At 53.6% G+C, this 19,520-nt stretch carries 19 protein-coding genes; 9 read left to right on the top strand and 10 right to left on the bottom strand.

Annotated elements, in window-relative coordinates; all coding sequences use genetic code 11:
- Window positions 1-4: 4 nt before the first annotated feature.
- Window positions 5-724, top strand: a complete 720-nt coding sequence (pnuC, locus tag ACOXYR_RS14585; protein WP_113857482.1) for a nicotinamide riboside transporter PnuC — start codon at window positions 5-7, stop codon at window positions 722-724.
- Here the strand turns inward: pnuC and zitB are convergent.
- Window positions 721-1,659, bottom strand: coding sequence for a CDF family zinc transporter ZitB (gene zitB, locus ACOXYR_RS14580; RefSeq protein ID WP_421356308.1), 939 nt, complete (start codon window positions 1,657-1,659; stop codon window positions 721-723). The two genes, pnuC and zitB, sit on opposite strands and share 4 nt — an antisense overlap.
- A gap of 113 nt (window positions 1,660-1,772) precedes the next feature.
- Entirely contained in the window at window positions 1,773-2,153 is a 381-nt protein-coding gene (locus ACOXYR_RS14575; protein ID WP_108473864.1) for a YbgS-like family protein, read from the bottom strand.
- Between the two features lie 316 nt (window positions 2,154-2,469).
- Here ACOXYR_RS14575 and aroG point away from each other — a divergent pair, with 316 nt between their 5' ends.
- The 5 genes from aroG (at window position 2,470) to ACOXYR_RS14550 (ending at window position 8,701) form a co-directional block, all read left to right on the top strand.
- Window positions 2,470-3,522 (top strand): 3-deoxy-7-phosphoheptulonate synthase AroG, encoded by a 1,053-nt coding sequence (gene aroG, locus ACOXYR_RS14570; protein WP_113857480.1) that lies wholly within the window; start codon window positions 2,470-2,472, stop codon window positions 3,520-3,522.
- A 166-nt stretch (window positions 3,523-3,688) separates the two neighbouring features.
- Complete coding sequence (locus ACOXYR_RS14565; RefSeq protein WP_421356307.1) at window positions 3,689-5,860, top strand: TonB-dependent receptor; 2,172 nt, start codon at window positions 3,689-3,691, stop codon at window positions 5,858-5,860.
- 10 nt (window positions 5,861-5,870) lie between these two features.
- Window positions 5,871-6,860, top strand: coding sequence for an ABC transporter substrate-binding protein (locus tag ACOXYR_RS14560; RefSeq protein WP_421356306.1), 990 nt, complete (start codon window positions 5,871-5,873; stop codon window positions 6,858-6,860).
- Window positions 6,861-6,878: 18 nt separating this feature from the next.
- On the top strand, window positions 6,879-7,937 hold the full coding sequence (locus ACOXYR_RS14555) for a FecCD family ABC transporter permease (protein WP_421356312.1): 1,059 nt from the start codon (window positions 6,879-6,881) through the stop codon (window positions 7,935-7,937).
- A complete protein-coding gene (locus ACOXYR_RS14550; RefSeq protein WP_421356305.1) occupies window positions 7,934-8,701 on the top strand; it encodes an ABC transporter ATP-binding protein in 768 nt (255 codons plus the stop codon). The genes ACOXYR_RS14555 and ACOXYR_RS14550 overlap by 4 nt, the downstream gene beginning before the upstream one ends.
- Before the next feature lie 32 nt (window positions 8,702-8,733).
- Here the strand turns inward: ACOXYR_RS14550 and gpmA are convergent, their stop codons facing one another.
- The 8 genes from gpmA to modE all read right to left on the bottom strand — a co-directional run bounded on the left by gpmA (window position 8,734) and on the right by modE (window position 17,621).
- Window positions 8,734-9,486, bottom strand: coding sequence for a 2,3-diphosphoglycerate-dependent phosphoglycerate mutase (gene gpmA / locus ACOXYR_RS14545; RefSeq protein ID WP_015965286.1), 753 nt, complete (start codon window positions 9,484-9,486; stop codon window positions 8,734-8,736).
- A gap of 219 nt (window positions 9,487-9,705) precedes the next feature.
- Entirely contained in the window at window positions 9,706-10,746 is a 1,041-nt protein-coding gene (galM, locus tag ACOXYR_RS14540; protein WP_421356304.1) for a galactose-1-epimerase, read from the bottom strand.
- Window positions 10,740-11,888 (bottom strand): galactokinase, encoded by a 1,149-nt coding sequence (gene galK, locus ACOXYR_RS14535; protein ID WP_108473857.1) that lies wholly within the window; start codon window positions 11,886-11,888, stop codon window positions 10,740-10,742. Before galK ends, galM begins: the two co-directional genes overlap by 7 nt.
- A 2-nt stretch (window positions 11,889-11,890) precedes the next feature.
- The gene (gene galT, locus ACOXYR_RS14530) at window positions 11,891-12,937 is read right to left on the bottom strand and encodes a galactose-1-phosphate uridylyltransferase (protein ID WP_421356303.1); all 1,047 of its coding nucleotides are present in this window, start codon (window positions 12,935-12,937) and stop codon (window positions 11,891-11,893) included.
- A gap of 9 nt (window positions 12,938-12,946) precedes the next feature.
- Complete coding sequence (gene galE / locus ACOXYR_RS14525) at window positions 12,947-13,963, bottom strand: UDP-glucose 4-epimerase GalE (RefSeq protein ID WP_113857473.1); 1,017 nt, start codon at window positions 13,961-13,963, stop codon at window positions 12,947-12,949.
- A 249-nt stretch (window positions 13,964-14,212) separates the two neighbouring features.
- The gene (locus ACOXYR_RS14520) at window positions 14,213-15,124 is read right to left on the bottom strand and encodes a DUF2167 domain-containing protein (protein WP_421356311.1); all 912 of its coding nucleotides are present in this window, start codon (window positions 15,122-15,124) and stop codon (window positions 14,213-14,215) included.
- 171 nt (window positions 15,125-15,295) lie between these two features.
- On the bottom strand, window positions 15,296-16,765 hold the full coding sequence (modF, locus tag ACOXYR_RS14515; protein ID WP_421356302.1) for a molybdate ABC transporter ATP-binding protein ModF: 1,470 nt from the start codon (window positions 16,763-16,765) through the stop codon (window positions 15,296-15,298).
- A gap of 67 nt (window positions 16,766-16,832) precedes the next feature.
- Window positions 16,833-17,621 (bottom strand): molybdenum-dependent transcriptional regulator, encoded by a 789-nt coding sequence (gene modE, locus ACOXYR_RS14510; RefSeq protein ID WP_108473852.1) that lies wholly within the window; start codon window positions 17,619-17,621, stop codon window positions 16,833-16,835.
- A gap of 128 nt (window positions 17,622-17,749) precedes the next feature.
- Here modE and ACOXYR_RS14505 point away from each other — a divergent pair, with 128 nt between their 5' ends.
- The 3 genes from ACOXYR_RS14505 (at window position 17,750) to modB (ending at window position 19,517) form a co-directional block, all read left to right on the top strand.
- Complete coding sequence (locus ACOXYR_RS14505) at window positions 17,750-17,899, top strand: AcrZ family multidrug efflux pump-associated protein (protein WP_108473851.1); 150 nt, start codon at window positions 17,750-17,752, stop codon at window positions 17,897-17,899.
- A 155-nt stretch (window positions 17,900-18,054) separates the two neighbouring features.
- Window positions 18,055-18,831, top strand: a complete 777-nt coding sequence (modA, locus tag ACOXYR_RS14500) for a molybdate ABC transporter substrate-binding protein (RefSeq protein WP_421356301.1) — start codon at window positions 18,055-18,057, stop codon at window positions 18,829-18,831.
- Complete coding sequence (gene modB, locus ACOXYR_RS14495) at window positions 18,828-19,517, top strand: molybdate ABC transporter permease subunit (RefSeq protein WP_108473849.1); 690 nt, start codon at window positions 18,828-18,830, stop codon at window positions 19,515-19,517. The genes modA and modB overlap by 4 nt, the downstream gene beginning before the upstream one ends.
- Window positions 19,518-19,520 lie beyond the last annotated feature (3 nt).

Genomic DNA, 19,520 nt, shown 5'->3' with positions numbered 1-19,520 from the left:
TAAAATGGATTTCTTTAGTACGCAAAACATTCTGGTGCACATCCCTATTGGCGCGGGCGGTTACGATCTCTCGTGGATTGAAGCCGTCGGCACCGTAGCGGGGCTACTGTGTATCTGGCTGGCAAGCCTGGAAAGAATCGTGAACTACTTTTTCGGGCTGGTGAACGTCACTCTGTTCGCGATTATTTTCTTCCAGATTCAGCTCTATGCCAGCCTGCTGCTGCAACTCTTCTTCTTTGCGGCAAATATTTATGGCTGGTATGCCTGGTCGCGGCAAACGACTCAGCATGAAGCGGAACTGCAAATTCGCTGGCTACCGAAGCCGAAAGCTATCGGTTGGCTGGCAGCCTGTGTGGTGGCGATTGGCCTGATGACGATTTATATCGACCCGGTGTTTGCATTCCTGACGCGCGTGGCGGTGAACGTGATGCAGTTCTTTGGCCTGAACGTCACCCAGCCCACGCTGCAGCCTGACGCCTTCCCGTTCTGGGATTCCTGCATGATGGTGTTGTCGATTGTTGCGATGGTGCTGATGACACGCAAATACGTGGAGAACTGGCTGCTGTGGGTGATCATCAACGTGATCAGCGTGGTGATTTTTGCCTTGCAGGGCGTGTACGCCATGTCGCTGGAATACCTGATTTTGACCTTTATCGCGCTTAACGGTAGTCGACTGTGGATGAACAGCGCGCGTGAGCGAGGCTCTCGCGCGTTTTCTCATTAATGATGGTGATGATGCCCGTGTCCGGCTGTCGTCTCGTTGAGATGGCATTCCGGGCCGCTACAGGGCTGATACTCCATCTGGATGGTCGCGTGCTCAATCTGATAATGATGTTCAAGAAAGTGCTGAATACTGTCGAGTAGCGCATCGTGATCGTGCGGCGGTACCACCTGAACATGCAGTGTCATAAGCGGCTTTTCTCCTACCAGCCAGACATGAACATGGTGCACGTCGCGAACTTCGGGAATGGCCCGGCGCAGATCGCGTTTCAGCGCCGGGACGTCCATGGTGCGCGGCGCGCCTTCCAGCAGTTCATTAACGCTCTCTTTCAACAGCGACCACGCGCTACGCAGCACCAGGCACGAGACCAGCACGGACAGAATCGGATCGATAGGCGTCCATCCCGTCATCATAATCACCACCGCGGCCGCAATCGCGCCCACCGATCCCAGCAGATCGCCCATCACGTGTAGTGCCGCTGCGCGAACATTGAGGTTTTTCTCTTCGCTACCACGATGCAGGATCCAGAACGAAAGAATATTGGCAATCAAGCCCGCGACGGCAATGATCATCATGGTCGCCCCGGCAATGGGCTGCGGATGATAGAAGCGTTGAATCGCTTCCCAGACAATCAGGATGGTAATGACCACCAGTGCGATAGCGTTCACGAAGGCTGCGAGGGTTGTCAGGCGCAGCCAGCCAAACGTATGGCGGGCATTGGGCGGACGGCGTGCAAAGTGGACGGCAAGCAGCGCAAACAGCAGCGCGGCGGAGTCGGTCAGCATATGCCCGGCATCAGCCAGCAGCGCCAGCGAACCAGAAATGACCCCACCGATAGTTTCCACCACCATAAAACCAGCGGTGATAACAAACGCCAGCAGTAATCGGCGGGCGTTTTTGTCTTCGGGAAGGTGAGGGGAAGTGTGCGAGTGCGCCATAATGCCATCCGTTTTTTTATGCTTTTGTTAACTGTATGACATCATACCTTTTTTGTGCCAACAAAATAAAAAGGAGAGCATAAGCTCTCCTGTTAGCGACGCGTATCAGTACGTTACTGAGTGGTACCGTCCGTTTTGGTTTCAGCATCGTTATTGACGCCATTACCGGTTTCAACTTTCTTGTTAATATCCGGGCAGCGACCATCTTTGCACATGGAATTTTTGTGCACTTCATCTTTGGTCATGCCGTCATGACCGCTGGCCGACCCATTCTGGTGGAGCATAGTGCCGCCAGAGCCGGTGTTAATCTGGCTATTATCAACACCATTTGGTGCAACGTTTTCTTTTGCATCAGGGGCGACCTGCCCGGCGTCAGCGGCGGCATTCGCCTGACCATTATTACTTTGCGCGCCCGCATCGGCAGCCAGAGCCGCGCCGCTGGCGAGGCTCAGGGTAGCGGTAAGAAGAAGTGTGGCCAGTTTAGTCGTTTTCATAAGGTGCTCCTGTTATGTATTCAGTACCGGATAGCATCTTCCGACGTACTTATGCCAGCGAGGGTGGCAGGCATGGTTAAAGATGTCGTCACAGGCGGATAAAGCCAGTAGAGAATCTCGAAAAAATAATAAAACAGAGTCTTTACAGTTAAAAATTGTAGGTTAGATCTCGTTATTCGCTACTTTCTGGCGTTTTTTAGGGTAATTCCAGGATTACTCTGCGCAAAGTGTAAAACCCAGTTTACACTTTCTGGTGAAAGATATAGATTGAGGGGATTGCATTCAATCATATAAGTATGGCAACACTGGAACGAACATGAATTATCAGAACGACGATTTACGTATTAAAGAGATCAACGAGTTATTGCCTCCGGTCGCACTCCTTGAGAAATTCCCCGCCACAGAAAACGCGGCTAATACGGTTTCCCGTGCGCGCAAAGCGATTCACAAAATCCTGAAAGGCAACGATGATCGTCTTCTGGTGGTGATTGGCCCGTGTTCGATTCACGATCCGTCCGCAGCGAAAGAGTACGCATCACGCCTGCTGGCGCTGCGTGAAGAGCTGAATGATTCGCTCGAAATCGTTATGCGCGTCTATTTTGAAAAACCGCGCACCACGGTGGGCTGGAAGGGGCTGATTAACGATCCGCATATGGATCACAGTTATCAAATCAACGACGGCCTGCGCATCGCGCGTAAGTTGCTGCTTGATATCAACGATACGGGTCTGCCGGCAGCGGGTGAGTTCCTTGATATGATCACCCCGCAGTATCTGGCTGATTTAATGAGCTGGGGCGCAATTGGTGCGCGTACCACCGAATCTCAGGTGCACCGTGAACTGGCTTCTGGCCTTTCTTGTCCGGTCGGTTTCAAAAACGGTACCGACGGCACAATGAAAGTGGCCATTGACGCCATCAATGCCGCGGGGGCGCCGCACTGCTTCCTCTCTGTCACCAAATGGGGGCATTCCGCTATCGTTAACACCAGCGGTAACGGTGACTGTCACATCATTCTGCGCGGCGGCAAAGAGCCGAACTACAGCGCAGCTCACGTGGCGAGCGTAAAAGAATCGCTGAAAAAAGCCGATCTCCCTGCGCAAGTGATGATCGACTTCAGCCATGCCAACTCCAGCAAGCAGTTCAAAAAACAGATGGAAGTGGGTGCGGACGTCTGCCAGCAGATTGCAGGCGGCGAGCAAGCCATTATTGGCGTGATGATTGAAAGCCACCTTGTTGAAGGCAACCAGAACCCGGACAACGGCGAACCATTGGTTTACGGTAAAAGTATTACCGATGCCTGCATTGGCTGGGAAGATACTGAAACTATCCTGCGTCAACTGGCAGATGCAGTTAAAGCCCGTCGCGGTTAACCGATAAAATCTCCTCGAAACCGGCCTTGAGCCGGTTTTTTTGTGCTCGAAATATTATAACCATGAATGGTTAGTGAGCTAATTGTGCTATTTCAGTGTGATCTCGATCATAAATATTTGTTCATCCTGATCGTAATATAGCGTTTTATATAACGACTAGTGATACATGAAAACTCAAATAACACTTGCTGCGCTTCTGCCAGCATTAGCGTCTTTGGCACCGCTTCACGCGCATGCCGCGTCCAGTTCCACTCCTGAAGATGAAATGGTTGTCACCGGTAACACTGCGGCTGATACAACTGATTCTGCTGCCGGAGCGGGGTTCAAAACGAATGATATTGATGTCGGCCCGCTGGGTACAAAATCCTGGGTTGATACACCGTATTCTTCCACCACCGTCACCAAAGAGATGATTGAAAATCAGCAGGCGCAAAGCGTCAGTGAGATGCTGAAATATTCTCCGAGTACGCAGATGCAGGCGCGTGGCGGGATGGATGTCGGTCGACCACAAAGCCGGGGAATGCAGGGTAGCGTGGTTGCCAACAGCCGTCTTGACGGATTGAACGTGGTATCGACAACGGCGTTTCCGGTTGAAATGCTGGAACGTATGGATGTGCTCAATAGTTTGACCGGGGCGCTGTATGGCCCGGCAAGCCCGGCAGGGCAGTTTAACTTTGTGGCGAAACGCCCAACCGAAGAGACACTGCGCAAGGTCACGCTCGGTTACCAAAGCCGCAGCGCATTTACGGGTCATGCCGATCTGGGCGGTCATTTTGATGATGAAAAACGCTTTGGTTACCGCGTGAATCTGCTGGATCAGGAAGGGGAGGGTAATGTCGATGACAGCACGCTGCGTCGCAAGCTGGTTTCCGTGGCACTCGACTGGAATATTCAGCCGGGTACACAGTTACAACTGGATGCCAGCCACTATGAGTTTATTCAGAAAGGCTATGCTGGCAGCTTTAGCTACGGCCCGAACGTCAAGCTGCCTTCCGCGCCAAATCCAAAAGATAAAAATCTGGCACTGAGTACGGCAGGTAACGACCTGACGACCGATACCATCAGCACACGTTTGATTCACTACTTTAACGATGACTGGTCAATGAATGCAGGTGTGGGCTGGCAGCAAGCCGACCGCGCAATGCGCAGCGTCTCCAGTAAAATCCTCAACAGCCAGGGCGATATCTCACGCTCGATGAAAGATTCTTCCGCTGCCGGGCGTTTCCGTGTGTTGAGCAATACCGCCGGACTGAACGGCCATATTGATACAGGGTCAATCGGCCACGATCTGTCGCTCTCTACCACCGGCTATGTCTGGTCGCTGTATAGCGCTAAAGGCACGGGTTCCAGCTACAGTTGGGGCACCACCAATATGTATAACCCGGACGGTATGGAAGAGCAGGGCGATGGCAAAATCAGAACCGGTGGCCCGCGTTATCGTTCCAGCGTGAACACCCAGCAGAGCATCACGCTCGGTGACACCGTGACCTTTACGCCACAATGGTCAGCGATGTTCTACCTGAGCCAGAGCTGGTTACAGACCAAAAACTACGATAAGCACGGTAATGAAACCAGCCAGGTCGATGAAGACGGTTTAAGCCCGAACGTGGCGCTGATGTACAAAATCACACCCAACACCATGGCTTACGTTAGCTATGCCGATTCGCTGGAGCAGGGCGGGACAGCACCAACAGACGATAGCGTGAAAAATGCAGGTCAGACGCTCGACCCGTATCGCAGTAAACAGTATGAAGTGGGCCTGAAATCTGACGTTGCCGGGATGAACCTGGGCGCGGCGTTGTTCCGCCTGGAACGTCCGTTTGCCTATCTCGACACGGATAACGTCTATAAAGAACAGGGCAATCAGGTTAACAACGGCCTGGAACTGACCGCGTCCGGGAACGTATGGCAGGGGCTGAACATCTACAGTGGCGTCACCTTCCTCGATCCGAAACTGAAAGATACCGCCAGTTCTGCCACCCAGGACAAACAGGTTGTCGGCGTGCCGAAAGTACAGGCTAACCTGCTGGCAGAATACAGCTTCCCGTCAATCCCGCAGTGGGTTTACAGCGCCAATGTTCACTACACGGGAAAACGTGCGGCGAACGACACCAACACGTCTTATGCCAGCAGCTACACCACCTGGGATCTGGGCACGCGTTACGCCACCAAAGTGAGTAACGTGCCGACAACCTTCCGTGTGGTGGTAAACAACGTGTTTGATAAACATTATTGGGCGTCTATCTTCCCGTCAGGCACCGATGGCGATAACGGCTCCCCGAGCGCGTTTATCGGCAGCGGCCGTGAAGTTCGTGCTTCTGTGACCTTTGATTTCTAACGGACAGGTAATGAAACTTTCTCGTTTACTCCCCGCGCTGGCGCTGTTTCTGGCGGCCAGCCTGCACGCAGAAAATACGCACAAGGAGGTGCGTATTGCCTCGCCGTGGCCTGCGCAAAACACCATTATCGCCATGCTGGGTTATGGCAATAACATTGTTGGCACCTCGATGATTGCCAAAAAAATCCCCCTGTTTCGCCAGAGCCTGCCCGGCATTGAAAAGGTACCGATAGTGAGCGTCAACAGCGGTCACGAAATTAACCCGGAACAGATTATTTCGCTGGGCGTAGATATGCTGTTTGTGCCGCATAACATGGTGGTGCCGCAACAGGATTTGCTGAAACAGGCGGGCGTGCAGGTGCTGGCGTTCGAGGCTAATTCCATGCAGGCACTGACCCATCGCGTGCAGCAAACGGCAGCCGTGCTGGGGCCGGATGCACAACAAAAAGCGCAGGCCTATCAACGCTACTTTGACCGCAATGTGGCGCTGGTTGCCGGGCGTCTGAAGGATCTTCCTGCGGCTAAACGCGTATCGCTCTACCACAGTATGGGAAATCCGCTAACCACCACGGGCAGGCCATCGCTGAATCAGGACTGGATAGATCTGGCTGGCGGCAAAAATATTGCTGAAAACTGGTTCGGTGGCACGAAGCAGAATCGCTCTGGTGAAGTGGCGATGGAAAACATCGTCACCGCCAATCCAGCGGTGATTGTGGCCATGAATAAACGCGATGCCGAGTCTATCCTCACGTCGCCTCAGTGGGCGGGCATAGACGCCGTGATCCATCACCGCGTTTACGTGAACCCAAAAGGGATGTTCTGGTGGTGTCGGGAAACCAGCGAAGAGGCGTTGCAGTTCCTGTGGCTGGCGAAAACACTCTATCCGGAACGCTTTAGTGATGTGGATATGCATAAAGAAACGCATGATTTTTATCAGCAATTCTTTGGCCTGACGCTGAGTGATGCGCAGGTGGATGATGTGCTCAATCCGTCACGCTAATGTGCGGTAAGGAAAATGATGTCTGTGATGGGAAATATCCTGCCGGTGGAGGCCCGCTATCGGCAGGTGCTCCGCCAGCGTCTGGCGATTATGATGGCTATTTTTATCGCCATAATTATCTCGCTGCTGCTCGATTTTACGCTCGGCCCGTCCGGGCTCTCTGTTCATTCACTGTTGCAAACGCTGATTCACCCTGCTGACGCAGCAACCGGTATACGCGTTATCGTCTGGGATATTCGTTTGCCGTATGCGCTGATGGCCCTGTTAGTGGGAATGGGGTTGGGGCTGGCGGGCGCAGAGATGCAAACTATCCTCAACAATCCGCTGGCAAGTCCGTTCACGCTGGGCGTATCGTCCGCGGCTGCCTTTGGTGCCGCGCTGGCGATTGTGCTGGGCATCGGCATTCCCGGGGTGGCGGAGAGTTGGTTTATCCCTGCCAATGCGTTTCTCTTTGCATTGCTTTCGGCGCTGTTACTTGACGGCCTGACCCGCTGGACACGCGTGGCGAGCTCCGGGGTGGTTCTGTTTGGTATCGCACTGGTTTTCACCTTCAATGCGCTGGTTTCCATCATGCAGTTTGTTGCCGATGAAGATACGTTACAGGGGCTGGTGTTCTGGACAATGGGCAGCCTGGCCCGCGCCTCCTGGGAAAAACTGACGGTACTGGGTGCGGCGATGGCGATTATCTTGCCGTGGTCGATATGTCGCGCCTGGCAACTCACGGCGTTACGACTGGGTGAAGAGAGAGCGATGAGTTTTGGGATAGACGTTCGCCGGTTGCGGCTGGGCTCGTTGCTGCGCATCAGTCTGCTGGCGGCACTCGCGGTGGCGTTTGTCGGGCCGATTGGCTTTATCGGGTTGGTTGCGCCGCATATTGCGCGTCTGTTACTGGGAGAAGATCACCGTTTTTATTTACCGGGCAGTGTGCTGGTGGGGGGGCTGGTGCTGTCGCTGGCATCAATAGCGTCGAAGAATATTATTCCAGGTGTGATCCTGCCCGTCGGTATCGTGACTTCGCTGGTAGGTGTGCCTTTCTTTTTAAGTATCGTGATGCGCCACAGAGGAAATATGTCATGAGTGGGCTAACGATAAACGGGCTGAATGCAGGCTACGCAAAACGACAAATTATTGAGAATCTGAATGTTGAAACCCTAAGGCGTGGGGAGGTGACGATTTTACTGGGCCCGAACGGTTGTGGAAAATCGACGCTTCTGCGTGCATTGGCCGGACTTAACCGCGCCAGCGGTGAGGCACGATTAGATGGCGTGAATTTGCTGACACTACCCTTTGCCCGCCGGGCGGATAACGTGGTGTTTATGCCGCAATCTTTACCTCAGGGCGTGCATTTACAGGTGCTGGAGTCAGTGATTGTCGCCCAACGTGCATCGGGGGGTGAACCAGAGCGAACGCAGGCTATCGGCCTACTGGAAGCGTTAGGAATTTCGCATCTGGCGATGCACTATCTCGATCAACTCTCCGGAGGGCAAAAGCAGTTGGTCGGACTTGCCCAGTCGCTGATCCGTCGCCCCTCGCTTTTGCTGCTGGATGAGCCGCTCAGTGCCCTCGATCTCAACTATCAGCTTCACGTGATGGATGTGATTCAACGCCAGACGCAGACGCGTAAGATGGTCACACTGGTTGTCGTTCATGATATTAACATTGCCTTACACAATGCGGCGCAAGTGCTGATGCTTAAACAGGGGAAATTGATTGCCAGCGGTGCACCCGAAAAGGTCATTACCCCAGCAAGTCTGGCCGAAGTATACGGCGTACGCGGGCGAATTGAGCATTGTTCGCAGGGAAAAGCGCAGGTGATTCTGGATGGGGTGATAGAAAAGTAATCAGGCAGCCGTAGCTGCCCGATTGTGGCGAATTACTTCGCTTTGCCCTGGTTTGCCACGGCCGCCGCTTTCGCCGCGATTTCGTCAGCATTGCCCAGATAGTAGTGTTTGATCGGCTTGAAGTTTTCGTCGAACTCATATACCAGCGGTACGCCGGTTGGGATGTTCAGGTCGATGATCTCTTCTTCACCCATGTTATCCAGGTATTTCACCAGCGCACGCAGGGAGTTACCGTGAGCGGCGATGATCACGCGCTCACCGCTTTTAATGCGTGGCAGAATGGTTTCGTTCCAGTATGGCACGACGCGATCAATGGTCAGCGCCAGGCTTTCGGTAACCGGCAGCTCTTTATCGGTCAGTTTGGCATAACGCGGGTCGTGGCCCGGATAACGCTCGTCATCTTTGGTCAGCTCTGGCGGGGTGATGGCAAAGCCACGACGCCACTGTTTCACCTGATCGTCACCATATTTTGCTGCGGTTTCCGCTTTGTTCAGACCCTGAAGCGCGCCGTAATGACGTTCGTTCAGTTTCCAGGATTTCTCTACCGGCAGCCACGCTTGATCCAGCTCGTCCAGTACGTTCCACAGCGTATGAATGGCACGTTTCAGCACAGAGGTATAAGCAAAATCGAAGGTGTAGCCTTCAGCTTTCAGCAGTTTACCGGCCGCTTTCGCTTCGCCAACGCCTTTCTCTGACAGGTCAACGTCATACCAACCGGTAAAACGGTTTTCGTTGTTCCACTGACTTTCACCGTGACGAACCAGTACCAGCTTAGTTACAGCCATACTCTCACTCCTCAAGCTTTATTTGAATGATAACAATTCTCATTATATTGCCGCGATCGGCTCGACGGCAACGCTTATGCATAACCATAGCGAAAATAGCGGCTGAGTGTAAGATGGTTGTGAATGCAGGGTTGTGAATTTGTCTGTATCTGCTGTTAAATTCAGCAATATGCGCAAAAAAATCATGGCCGACTGTCAGAACAACACTCGGCCGGGACGTTATCCGGCAATAAATTGATATTCCGTGACACTCACATACTCTTCACCAGGGCGCAGCACGCAATCGGGTTGCGGCCATTCCGGGTGATTCGGGCTATCGGGCAGGAACTCGCTTTCCAGCGCCAGACCTTGCCAGGCGGTATAAGGTTCACTGCCGCGTGATGGGGTACCGTCGAGGAAGTTGCCAGAGTAAAATTGCAGCGCAGGCGCTGAGGTATAGACCTTCATCTGCAATTTCTCATCCTGCGACCACAGGCGGGCAACAACCTGAGAAGCATCCCCCTTCGCCTGTAACAGGAAGGCGTGATCGTAACCTTTTACTTTCTGCTGATCCCCATCGGCCAGAAAATCGGTGGAAATTGCCTTTGGCTGGCGGAAATCGAAGCTGGTGCCCGTCACATCCTTCAGGCCGTCGTGGGGAATACCCATTTCATCCACCGGCAGGTAAGCATCCGCCAGTAGCTGTAGCTTGTGGCTGCGAACATCGCTCTGTTCGCCATTCAGGTTGAAGTAGACGTGGTTGGTCATGTTCACCGGGCAGGCTTTATCGACCGTTGCACGATACTCGATAGCGATACGGTTATCTTCTGTCAGGCGATAAAGGGCTGAGGCGTTAAGCGTGCCGGGGAAACCCTGGTCGCCATCGTCGGACGTCAGCGTGAACAGCACCTCGGTATCATTCTGGTTACTGATCGCCCAGCGACGTTTATCAAACCCTTCGGTGCCGCCGTGCAGCTGGTTTTCGCCCTGGCTTGGGGTCAACGCATAGGTTTTGCCCTCCAGTGTAAAGCGGCTTTTAGCGATACGGTTGGCGTAACGGCCAATGGATGCGCCGAAGTAGGCGGCCTGCTGGCTATACTGTTCCGGAGAAGCGCAGCCAAGCAGCGCCTCGCGGATTGAACCATCCGCCAGCGGAATACGGGCCGAGAGCAGCGTCGCGCCCCAGTCCATGAGTGTCACCACAACACCCTGCGCATTGCGCAGAGTGACGAGGCGGTAGGGAAGGCCGTCGGGGGCCAGGGTTGGTGTTTCGCTTAGCACTGTCCAGCTCCTTGTGAAGGTTTGCAGACGTAGAACGTCTCTTTGATACCGGTTTTGGCTTCATACTGATCGGCCACAGCTTGCTGTACGGCATCCACCATCTCTTCTGGCACCAGCGCCACGATGCAGCCGCCGAAACCGCCGCCAGTCATACGTACGCCGCCCTGATCGCCAATTGTGTTTTTTACAATCTCAACCAGAGTATCAATTTGCGGTACGGTGATTTCAAAGTCGTCACGCATAGAGGCGTGAGATTCTGCCATCAGTTTACCCATACGCTTCAGGTCGCCTTTTTCCAGCGCCTCGGCGGCTTCGACTGTGCGGGCATTTTCCGTCAGCACGTGACGCACGCGTTTTGCAACGATCGGATCAAGCTGGCTGGCGACCGCGTTGAACTGATCCAGCGTCACGTCACGCAGGGCGGGCTGCTGGAAGAAACGTGCACCCGTTTCACACTGTTCGCGGCGCGTGTTGTACTCGCTACCGACCAGCGTACGTTTGAAGTTACTGTTGATGATAACCACTGCTACGCCCTTAGGCATAGACACCGCTTTGGTGCCTAATGTGCGGCAATCGATCAGCAACGCATGATCTTTTTTACCCAGGGCAGAAATCAGCTGATCCATGATGCCGCAGTTACAACCCACGAACTGGTTCTCGGCTTCCTGACCATTTAGCGCAATCTGCGCGCCATCCAGCGGCAGATGATACAGCTGCTGGAACACGGTGCCGACCGCCACTTCCAGCGAGGCGGAAGAGCTGAGGCCCGCACCCTGCGGCACGTTGCCGCTAATCACTAAATCCGCACCACCGAAGCCCGCGTTGCGTTTTTGCAGATGTTTCACCACGCCGCGCACATAGTTAGACCACTGTTGGCTGTCATGCGTGACGATAGGCGCATCGAGAGAAAACTCGTCGGTCTGGTCATCGTAATCGGCAGCAATCACGCGAACGGTGCGATCCTGACGTGGTGCGCAGCTGATCACCGTCTGGTAATCAATAGCGCAAGGCAGCACAAAACCGTCGTTATAGTCAGTGTGTTCGCCAATCAGGTTAACGCGGCCTGGAGCCTGGATGACGTGAGTAGCAGGGTAGCCAAATTTTTCAGCAAACAGGGATTGTGTTCTTTCTTTCAGACTCATTGTTATTCTCCGGACTCGCGAAAATGGATATCACTGACCGCGCGCAGGCGCTCGGCGGCTTGTTCTGCCGTCAGGTCGCGCTGAGTTTCTGCCAGCATTTCATAGCCAACCATAAATTTACGCACGCTGGCAGAGCGCAGCAGCGGTGGGTAGAAGTGCGCGTGCAGCTGCCAGTGCGGATTTTCTTCGCCATTAAACGGCGCACCGTGCCAGCCCATGGAGTAGGGGAAGGAGCACTGGAACAGGTTGTCGTAACGGCTGGTGAGTTTTTTCAGCGCCAGCGCCAGATCGTCACGCTGGGCAGCCGTTAAGTCGGTGATGCGCAGAATATGTGTTTTCGGCAGCAGCAGCGTTTCAAACGGCCAGGCCGCCCAGTAAGGCACTACAGCCAGCCAGTGTTCGGTTTCCACCACGGTACGGCTGCCGTCTGCCAGTTCACGCTGAACGTAATCGACCAACATCGGAGAACCCTGCTCGGCAAAATAGGTACGTTGCAGGCGATCTTCGCGTTCGATTTCGTTTGGCAGGAAACTATTGGCCCAGACCTGACCGTGCGGATGTGGGTTTGAGCAGCCCATCGCCGCGCCTTTGTTTTCAAAGACTTGTACCCATGGGTACATCTGCCCCAGCTCGGCGGTTTGTTCCTGCCAGGTTTTCACCACCTCTTGCAATGCGGGTAGCGTTAATTCCGGCAGCGTTTTGCTGTGATCTGGCGAGAAGCAGATTACGCGGCTGGTGCCGCGCGCGCTCATGCAGCGCATCAGCGGATCGTCGCTTTCCGGCGCATCCGGCGTGTCGGTCATCAGCGCGGCGAAATCATTAGTAAAGACGTAAGTGCTGGTGTAGTCGGGGTTTTTGTCACCCGTCACCCGGGTGTTGCCCGGGCATAAAAAACAGTCCGGATCGTGCGCGGGCAGCGTCTGTTTTGACGGTGTCTCTTGCGCCCCTTGCCAGGGGCGTTTTGCGCGATGCGGTGAAACTAAAATCCACTGCCCCGTTAAAGGGTTATAACGGCGGTGGGGATGATCGACGGGGTTAAATTGCGTCATCACAAATCCTTAGTCTGGATATCCCTGAGGATGACGGGACTGCCAGTGCCAGGTGTCCTGCGCCATTTCATCGAGATTACGGGTTACGCGCCAGTTCAGATCCTTGTCAGCTTTGGAGGCATCGGCCCAGTAGGCCGGAAGGTCGCCATCGCGACGCGGAGCGAAATGGTAGTTAATCGGTTTGCCGCAGGCTTTGCTAAAGGCGTTCACCACGTCAAGCACGCTGCTGCCTACGCCGGCACCGAGGTTATAGATATGCACACCGGCTTTGTTCGCCAGTTTTTCCATCGCGGCGACGTGGCCATCGGCGAGGTCCATCACGTGGATGTAGTCGCGTACACCCGTGCCGTCAGGCGTGGGGTAGTCGTTACCGAAAATCGCCAGCGATTCGCGGCGACCAACGGCAACCTGCGCGATATACGGCATCAGATTATTCGGGATGCCCTGCGGATCTTCACCCATATCGCCAGACGCATGTGCGCCCACCGGGTTAAAGTAGCGCAGCAACGAAATGCTCCAGTCCGGCTGCGCTTTTTGCAGGTCGGTCAGGATTTGTTCAACCATCAGTTTGCTTTTGCCATACGGGCTTTGCGGCGTGCCGGTAGGGAAGCTTTCAACGTAAGGGATTTTAGGCTGGTCGCCGTAAACGGTCGCAGAGGAGCTGAAAATGAAGTTTTTGACATTCGCGGCACGCATGGCGGAAACCAGTCGTAGTGTTCCGTTGACGTTATTGTCATAATACTCCAACGGTTTTTGTACCGACTCGCCAACAGCCTTCAGACCCGCGAAGTGGATCACCGCCTCGATGGCATGATCGGTTAAGATCGTGGTCATCAATGCTTCATCGCGAATATCGCCTTCCACGAACGTGGCTTTTTTGCCGCCCAGACGTTCGATCACCGGTAGGACGCTGCGTTTGCTGTTACACAGGTTGTCAAGAATGATGACATCATGGCCCTGTTGCAGCAGTTGCACGCAGGTATGACTCCCAATGTAACCGCTACCACCCGTAACCAGTACTCTCATTTTTCGCTCCATTAGGCATATGGTATGTAATGAAGATAGCATACCAGAGAAGGGAAAAGTGTGACATGGGATAAATTAGTGGAATCGTTTACACTGAATAAATCAACGCGATGTTAGTTAATATTTTTTATTTATCAATTGGTTACCTCTTATCGTATAAATCTTAAAAATGGGCACTGATTTTTTGTGTAACGTCTGACGTTGCGCCCGCGCAGTCAAGCCGCACTGGCGCAACCGGGGAGGGGCTGATTAGTCGTCAGATTTTTTACGGAACAGCAAGTGTTTCAGCCCTGCCCCTGCGGCAATCAGGCCAAACATAGCAATTTTCCAGAATTTAAGCAGCGTGATGCCAATCATCGCCAACAGGCCAACTTTTTTCGCGGCAATACCTCCAATGAGTGCGGCCAAACCATATTCAGCCAGTTTATCGGTTTTAGCGTTGTAGTCGCTGTAACGCTGACCCTGGTTAAAGTTGACCGTATTAAGCAGCGTTTTCGTCAACGGTTTGGCGGCTTCCACACTGCCGCGATCGGTAATCAGATTCAGCTCGAAGTAACCCTCACGACCCAGCAGGTAAGTATTGTAGTTAACACCTTGTTCGTTCACGGGCACATTGCTGCCAATGTCTTGCAGCGCGGCAGACCAGATTAAACGGTGAGTTGTAGCATCATAGGTGGGTTTTTCGACCCAGCCAATGACCTCTATTGCCGGAATTCCTTTTTTCACGCGATCTTTATTGCCCTCTTTTGTTCCTTCACGCAGGCTTTTGAGTAATTCATCGGCATCCCAGTCTTTTGCATCATCATCTTTGATATAACCGGAATTGTCATAATCAATAGAAATAAAGCCATCGATATTTTTATGGAACACCAAACCATAAAAATTCTCATCGTCGACGTAATTTCCCAGCTCCGTCATAAATACGGACGATTCTTTCGGCGGGAAATAGACATAATCTTTGGGTAATTGAATGGAGGCTTTTTTGCCCAATGGGATGGTCGCCGGGCCGGGAACCGCTACACGCTGCATGGCGGCAAAGGCAATCTCGGCGGGGTCTTCGGCTTGCTGCGGTTCTGGTTGATTCGCCGCAAAAACCTGAAAAGATAATGCAAAAAGGAAACTGAAAAAAATGCAATGTGCGTGGGGAAACCTAAACGTCAGATTCATGTATTTTCCTGTAAATAACACAGCCGACGTCATTGTCAGCGCTAAAATTAAAAGAGCGTTGGGATTCTATTCCTGACGCTCTGTTTTCACTTTTTAGATTTTGTTAATACAGGATTAAGGTTGCCTTTATATATAATCAGGGCTCCTCAAAGAGAGCCCTGATATTTATATTTTACCTACCTGGTAGCGATATCCCTCACCGTCGGCAATAAATTCCAACCGATGGGTAATACAGTCTGGCGCATCTTCCGCATGGTGTGAGACAAACAGTAACTGCGTTTTCCCCTCGCTGATCAACACATCAATAAAGCGGCGCACTAGCTGGCGGTTGAGCGGATCCAGCCCTTGCAGTGGTTCATCAAGAATCAGCAACGTCGGGTGTTTGACCAGCGCACGAACGATAAGCGCCAGCCGCTGCTGTCCCCATGACAGACTGTGAAACGGCGCATCGGCGGTACGCGCATTCATACCGAGAATCGCGAGCCACCGATCGACCAGCTTACGTTGTTTATCCGACACCGCCTGGTAAATGCCGATGGAGTCAAAATAACCGGAAAGAATGACGTTACGTACCGTGGTGCTAACGCGGTAATCCAGATGCAGACTACTGCTGACGTAGCCGATATGTTTCTTGATATCCCAGATGGTTTCGCCGCTGCCGCGACGGCGGCCAAACAGCGTCAGGTCGTTGCTGTAACCCTGCGGATGGTCGCCTGTCACCAGGCTTAACAGCGTCGATTTCCCCGCACCGTTAGGGCCGACAATCTGCCAGTGCTCGTTGGGCCCAACTGTCCAGCTCAGGTGATTGATAATGGGCCGATCGTTATAGGAGACGACGCCGTCACGCAGCACAATGCGTGCTTCATCGTCGGCAAGCAGCAAACGTGCAGAAGGGGCGTCAGGCTCGGGCAAAGTCATGCCGCTCAGTTTTTCACTGTGTGCCAGTTGGGCGACGAGCGTTTGCGCCAGCAGCGCATTTTTTTCGCCAGTTTCGATGAGTGAACATTCGGCCAGCACCCCAGCAAAGGGCACAAAATCGGGGATATCATCAAAGCGGTTGAGAACCAGCACCAGCGTATAACCGGCCTCACTGAGGCTGGCGAGATGCTCTGCCAGTTGCTGGCGGGAGGCAACGTCGAGCCCGTCAAACGGCTCATCGAGGATCAATAAATCGGGTTCCGCCATCAGCGCCTGACACAGCAGGGTTTTGCGTGTTTCGCCGGTAGAGAGATATTTAAAGCGCCTTTCCAGTAAATGGCTGATGGCAAAACGGTCGGCGAGCGCTGCGCAACGTGTCGCGTTTTTGACCTCATCCTGAATGATTTCTGCGGTAGTGCGGCCAGTGTCATCCTCGCCGGGGCTGAGCAAATCCGTGTTGTTGCGCTGCCATTCCTCGCTCACCAGTTTCTGCAATTGCTCGAAGGAGAGGCGGGTGATACGTGTAAACTGACACGTGCGGGTTCCGGAAAGGAGCGGCAGTTCTCCCGCCAGCGCACGGGCGAGTGCTGATTTGCCGCTACCGTTGCTTCCGACAAAAGCCCAGCTTTCACCGGCGCGCAGGGTCAGTTGCTCAATTTTTAGCGTTTTGGTGTCGCTAAGACGAAACGTGCCTTGCGAAATTTGCAATGATGACATTGTGTATCCCATTTTTTGCAGCGATTTTTATCAGGGATACGTCTTTCACATCATGATGTCAATGGCATCAGCACAACGTGGCGAGAATGATGCGGTCAGCATTAAAATATGCTGTGACCTCGGCACCTTCTTCCAGTTCTTCGGCTTTCTTTAGCGGCAATGTTGCACACAGAGTCTGCCCGTCCGGCAGCGTCATTAGTACCTCGCACTGTTCGGTGCCGCGCTGGATATGGCTGATACGACAGGCAAGCTGGTTGTCCGCATCGCGGGCTTGCGACGGATCGCGCGTAACGCTGACCCACGGCGCCTTCAACAGCACCAGTACTTCCTGGCCTTCATCCAGACCAAGGCGTTCGCCGCTTTGCGCGGTGATGGCAACTTTCAGGCGGGTTTCACCGTCGGCCAATAAAATATCCACATGCTGCTGCACCTGCTGGTGGTCGCGACGGGTGACGGTACCAAACCACTGGTTGCGGGCGCTGGTTTGCAGGGAAAAACGGGAAATGGCGGCCAGCAGACTATCGAGGGGCAGGGCGTCATCATCGCTCAGCACGTCGAACGCTTTTTGCTGAATTTGTGCCAGCAGGTCGTAAAGCTGAATAAGACGCTGGCCATAACGCGTCAGCACCGCGCCGCCGCCGCCTTTCCCGCCCGTTGCGCGATCCACCAGAGACTGTTCGCTCAATGTATTCATTTCATTGATGGCATCCCAGGCGCTTTTATAGCTGATGCCGGCGTTCTTCGCGCCCTGGCTGATGGAGCCGGTTTGCGCAATTTGTTTCAACAGCGAGATGCGACGCGGGTCGGCAAACAGACGTTGCTGAAGCTTGAGGGTGAGGAGAATTTCTGCCTGCATAAAGAGCATCCTGAAAAAAGGGTTATTGTGACTGAAATGATGGCAAGGGCAAAGCGCATCGCACAAAAGGGAGTGTTTTTCTCCTGAAGATGGTTACAATAAGGTAAACGTAATGTCTGGAGTAAACCATGTTAGAACTGCTGAAAAGTCTGGTTTTTGCCGTAATCATGGTACCTATCGTAATGGCAATCATTATGGGGGCGATTTACGGACTCGGTGAAGTGTTCAACGTCTTTTCTGGCGTTGGCCACAAAGATAATCGCCCGCAGAACCACTGATTTCCCCCAACGCCCGGTCTATACCGGGCGTTTTGCTTTCAAGCTCCCCGCATTTTTGCCGATAATACCCCTTAAAAGTAATGAATTAACGCTAGGAAATGGTCTGGCTTGTCGCTATATTTGTCGATATACAACGATATTCACAGGAGTTTCAAATGGCAGGTTCATGGTTACGTTTGGTTGCAGGGACTACGCTTGCGCTCTCAGTGGCGGGCCACGCCCTGGCGGATGACGGCAAAATCACCGTTTTCGCTGCAGCATCGCTGACGAATGCAATGCAGGATATTGCCAAAGCGTATAAGAAAGAGAAGAACGTGGATGTCGTCTCTTCGTTTGCCTCTTCTTCTACGCTTGCGCGTCAGATTGAAGCGGGTGCACCTGCGGCTCTCTTTATTTCTGCTGACCAGAAATGGATGGATTACGCGGTAGATAAAAAGTCTATCGACACGGCGACGCGCAAAACGCTGCTCGGCAATAGCCTAGTGGTCGTCGCGCCTAAGGCCAGCGCGCAGGGCGATATAACTATTAATGCCAAAACCGATTGGACGAAACTGTTGAAGGACGGACGTCTGGCGGTAGGCGATCCGGATCACGTGCCGGCGGGCATTTATGCGAAAGAAGCGCTGCAAAAACTGGGCGCCTGGGATACCCTGTCACCAAAACTGGCCCCGGCGGAAGATGTGCGTGGCGCACTGGCGCTGGTAGAGCGCAGCGAAGCACCGCTGGGTATCGTCTACGGCTCTGACGCTGTGGCCAGCAAAGGCGTGAAAGTGGTCGGTACGTTCCCGGAAGATTCCCATAAGAGAGTGGAATACCCGCTGGCGATTATCGACGGTCATAAAAATGCCACCGTTACCGCGTTCTACGACTATCTGCAAGGGCCGCAGGCTTCAGCCATCTTTAAACGTTACGGATTTACCACACAACAATGATATTAACGGATCCCGAATGGCAGGCGGTGTTGCTGAGCCTGAAAGTATCAACTCTCGCGGTGTTATTCAGTTTGCCCTTTGGGATCTTCTTTGCCTGGCTGCTGGTGAGGCGTAATTTCCCCGGCAAAGCCTTACTCGATGGATTCATCCATCTTCCGCTGGTGTTGCCGCCGGTGGTGGTGGGTTATTTATTGCTGGTGGCGATGGGGCGACGCGGTTTTATCGGTGCCTGGCTTTATGACTGGTTCGGCCTGACCTTTGCTTTCAGTTGGCGCGGGGCCGTGATGGCCGCAGCGGTGATGTCTTTTCCGCTGATGGTACGCGCGATTCGTCTGGCGCTGGAAGGGGTGGACATCAAACTGGAACAGGCCGCAAGAACGCTGGGTGCAGGGCGCTGGCGGGTGTTTTGCACCATTACGTTGCCGCTGATGCTACCCGGAATCATCGTCGGCACCGTACTGGCGTTTGCCCGCTCGCTGGGCGAGTTCGGGGCAACCATTACCTTTGTCTCCAATATCCCTGGCGAAACCCGCACCATTCCTTCCGCCATGTACACCCTGATTCAAACGCCTGGTGGTGAAAGCGCGGCGGCAAGGCTGTGTCTTATTTCGATTGCGCTGGCGCTGATTTCTCTGATGATTTCGGAATGGCTGGCGCGCGTGAGCCGTCAACGGATTGGGGCGTAAAGC

Source organism: Pseudocitrobacter faecalis (assembly GCF_965231525.1).
GTDB classification, from domain to species: domain Bacteria; phylum Pseudomonadota; class Gammaproteobacteria; order Enterobacterales; family Enterobacteriaceae; genus Pseudocitrobacter; species Pseudocitrobacter faecalis.
The sequence above is the reverse complement of the archived record's forward strand: the minus strand, read 5'-3'. Positions and strand labels throughout refer to the sequence as shown.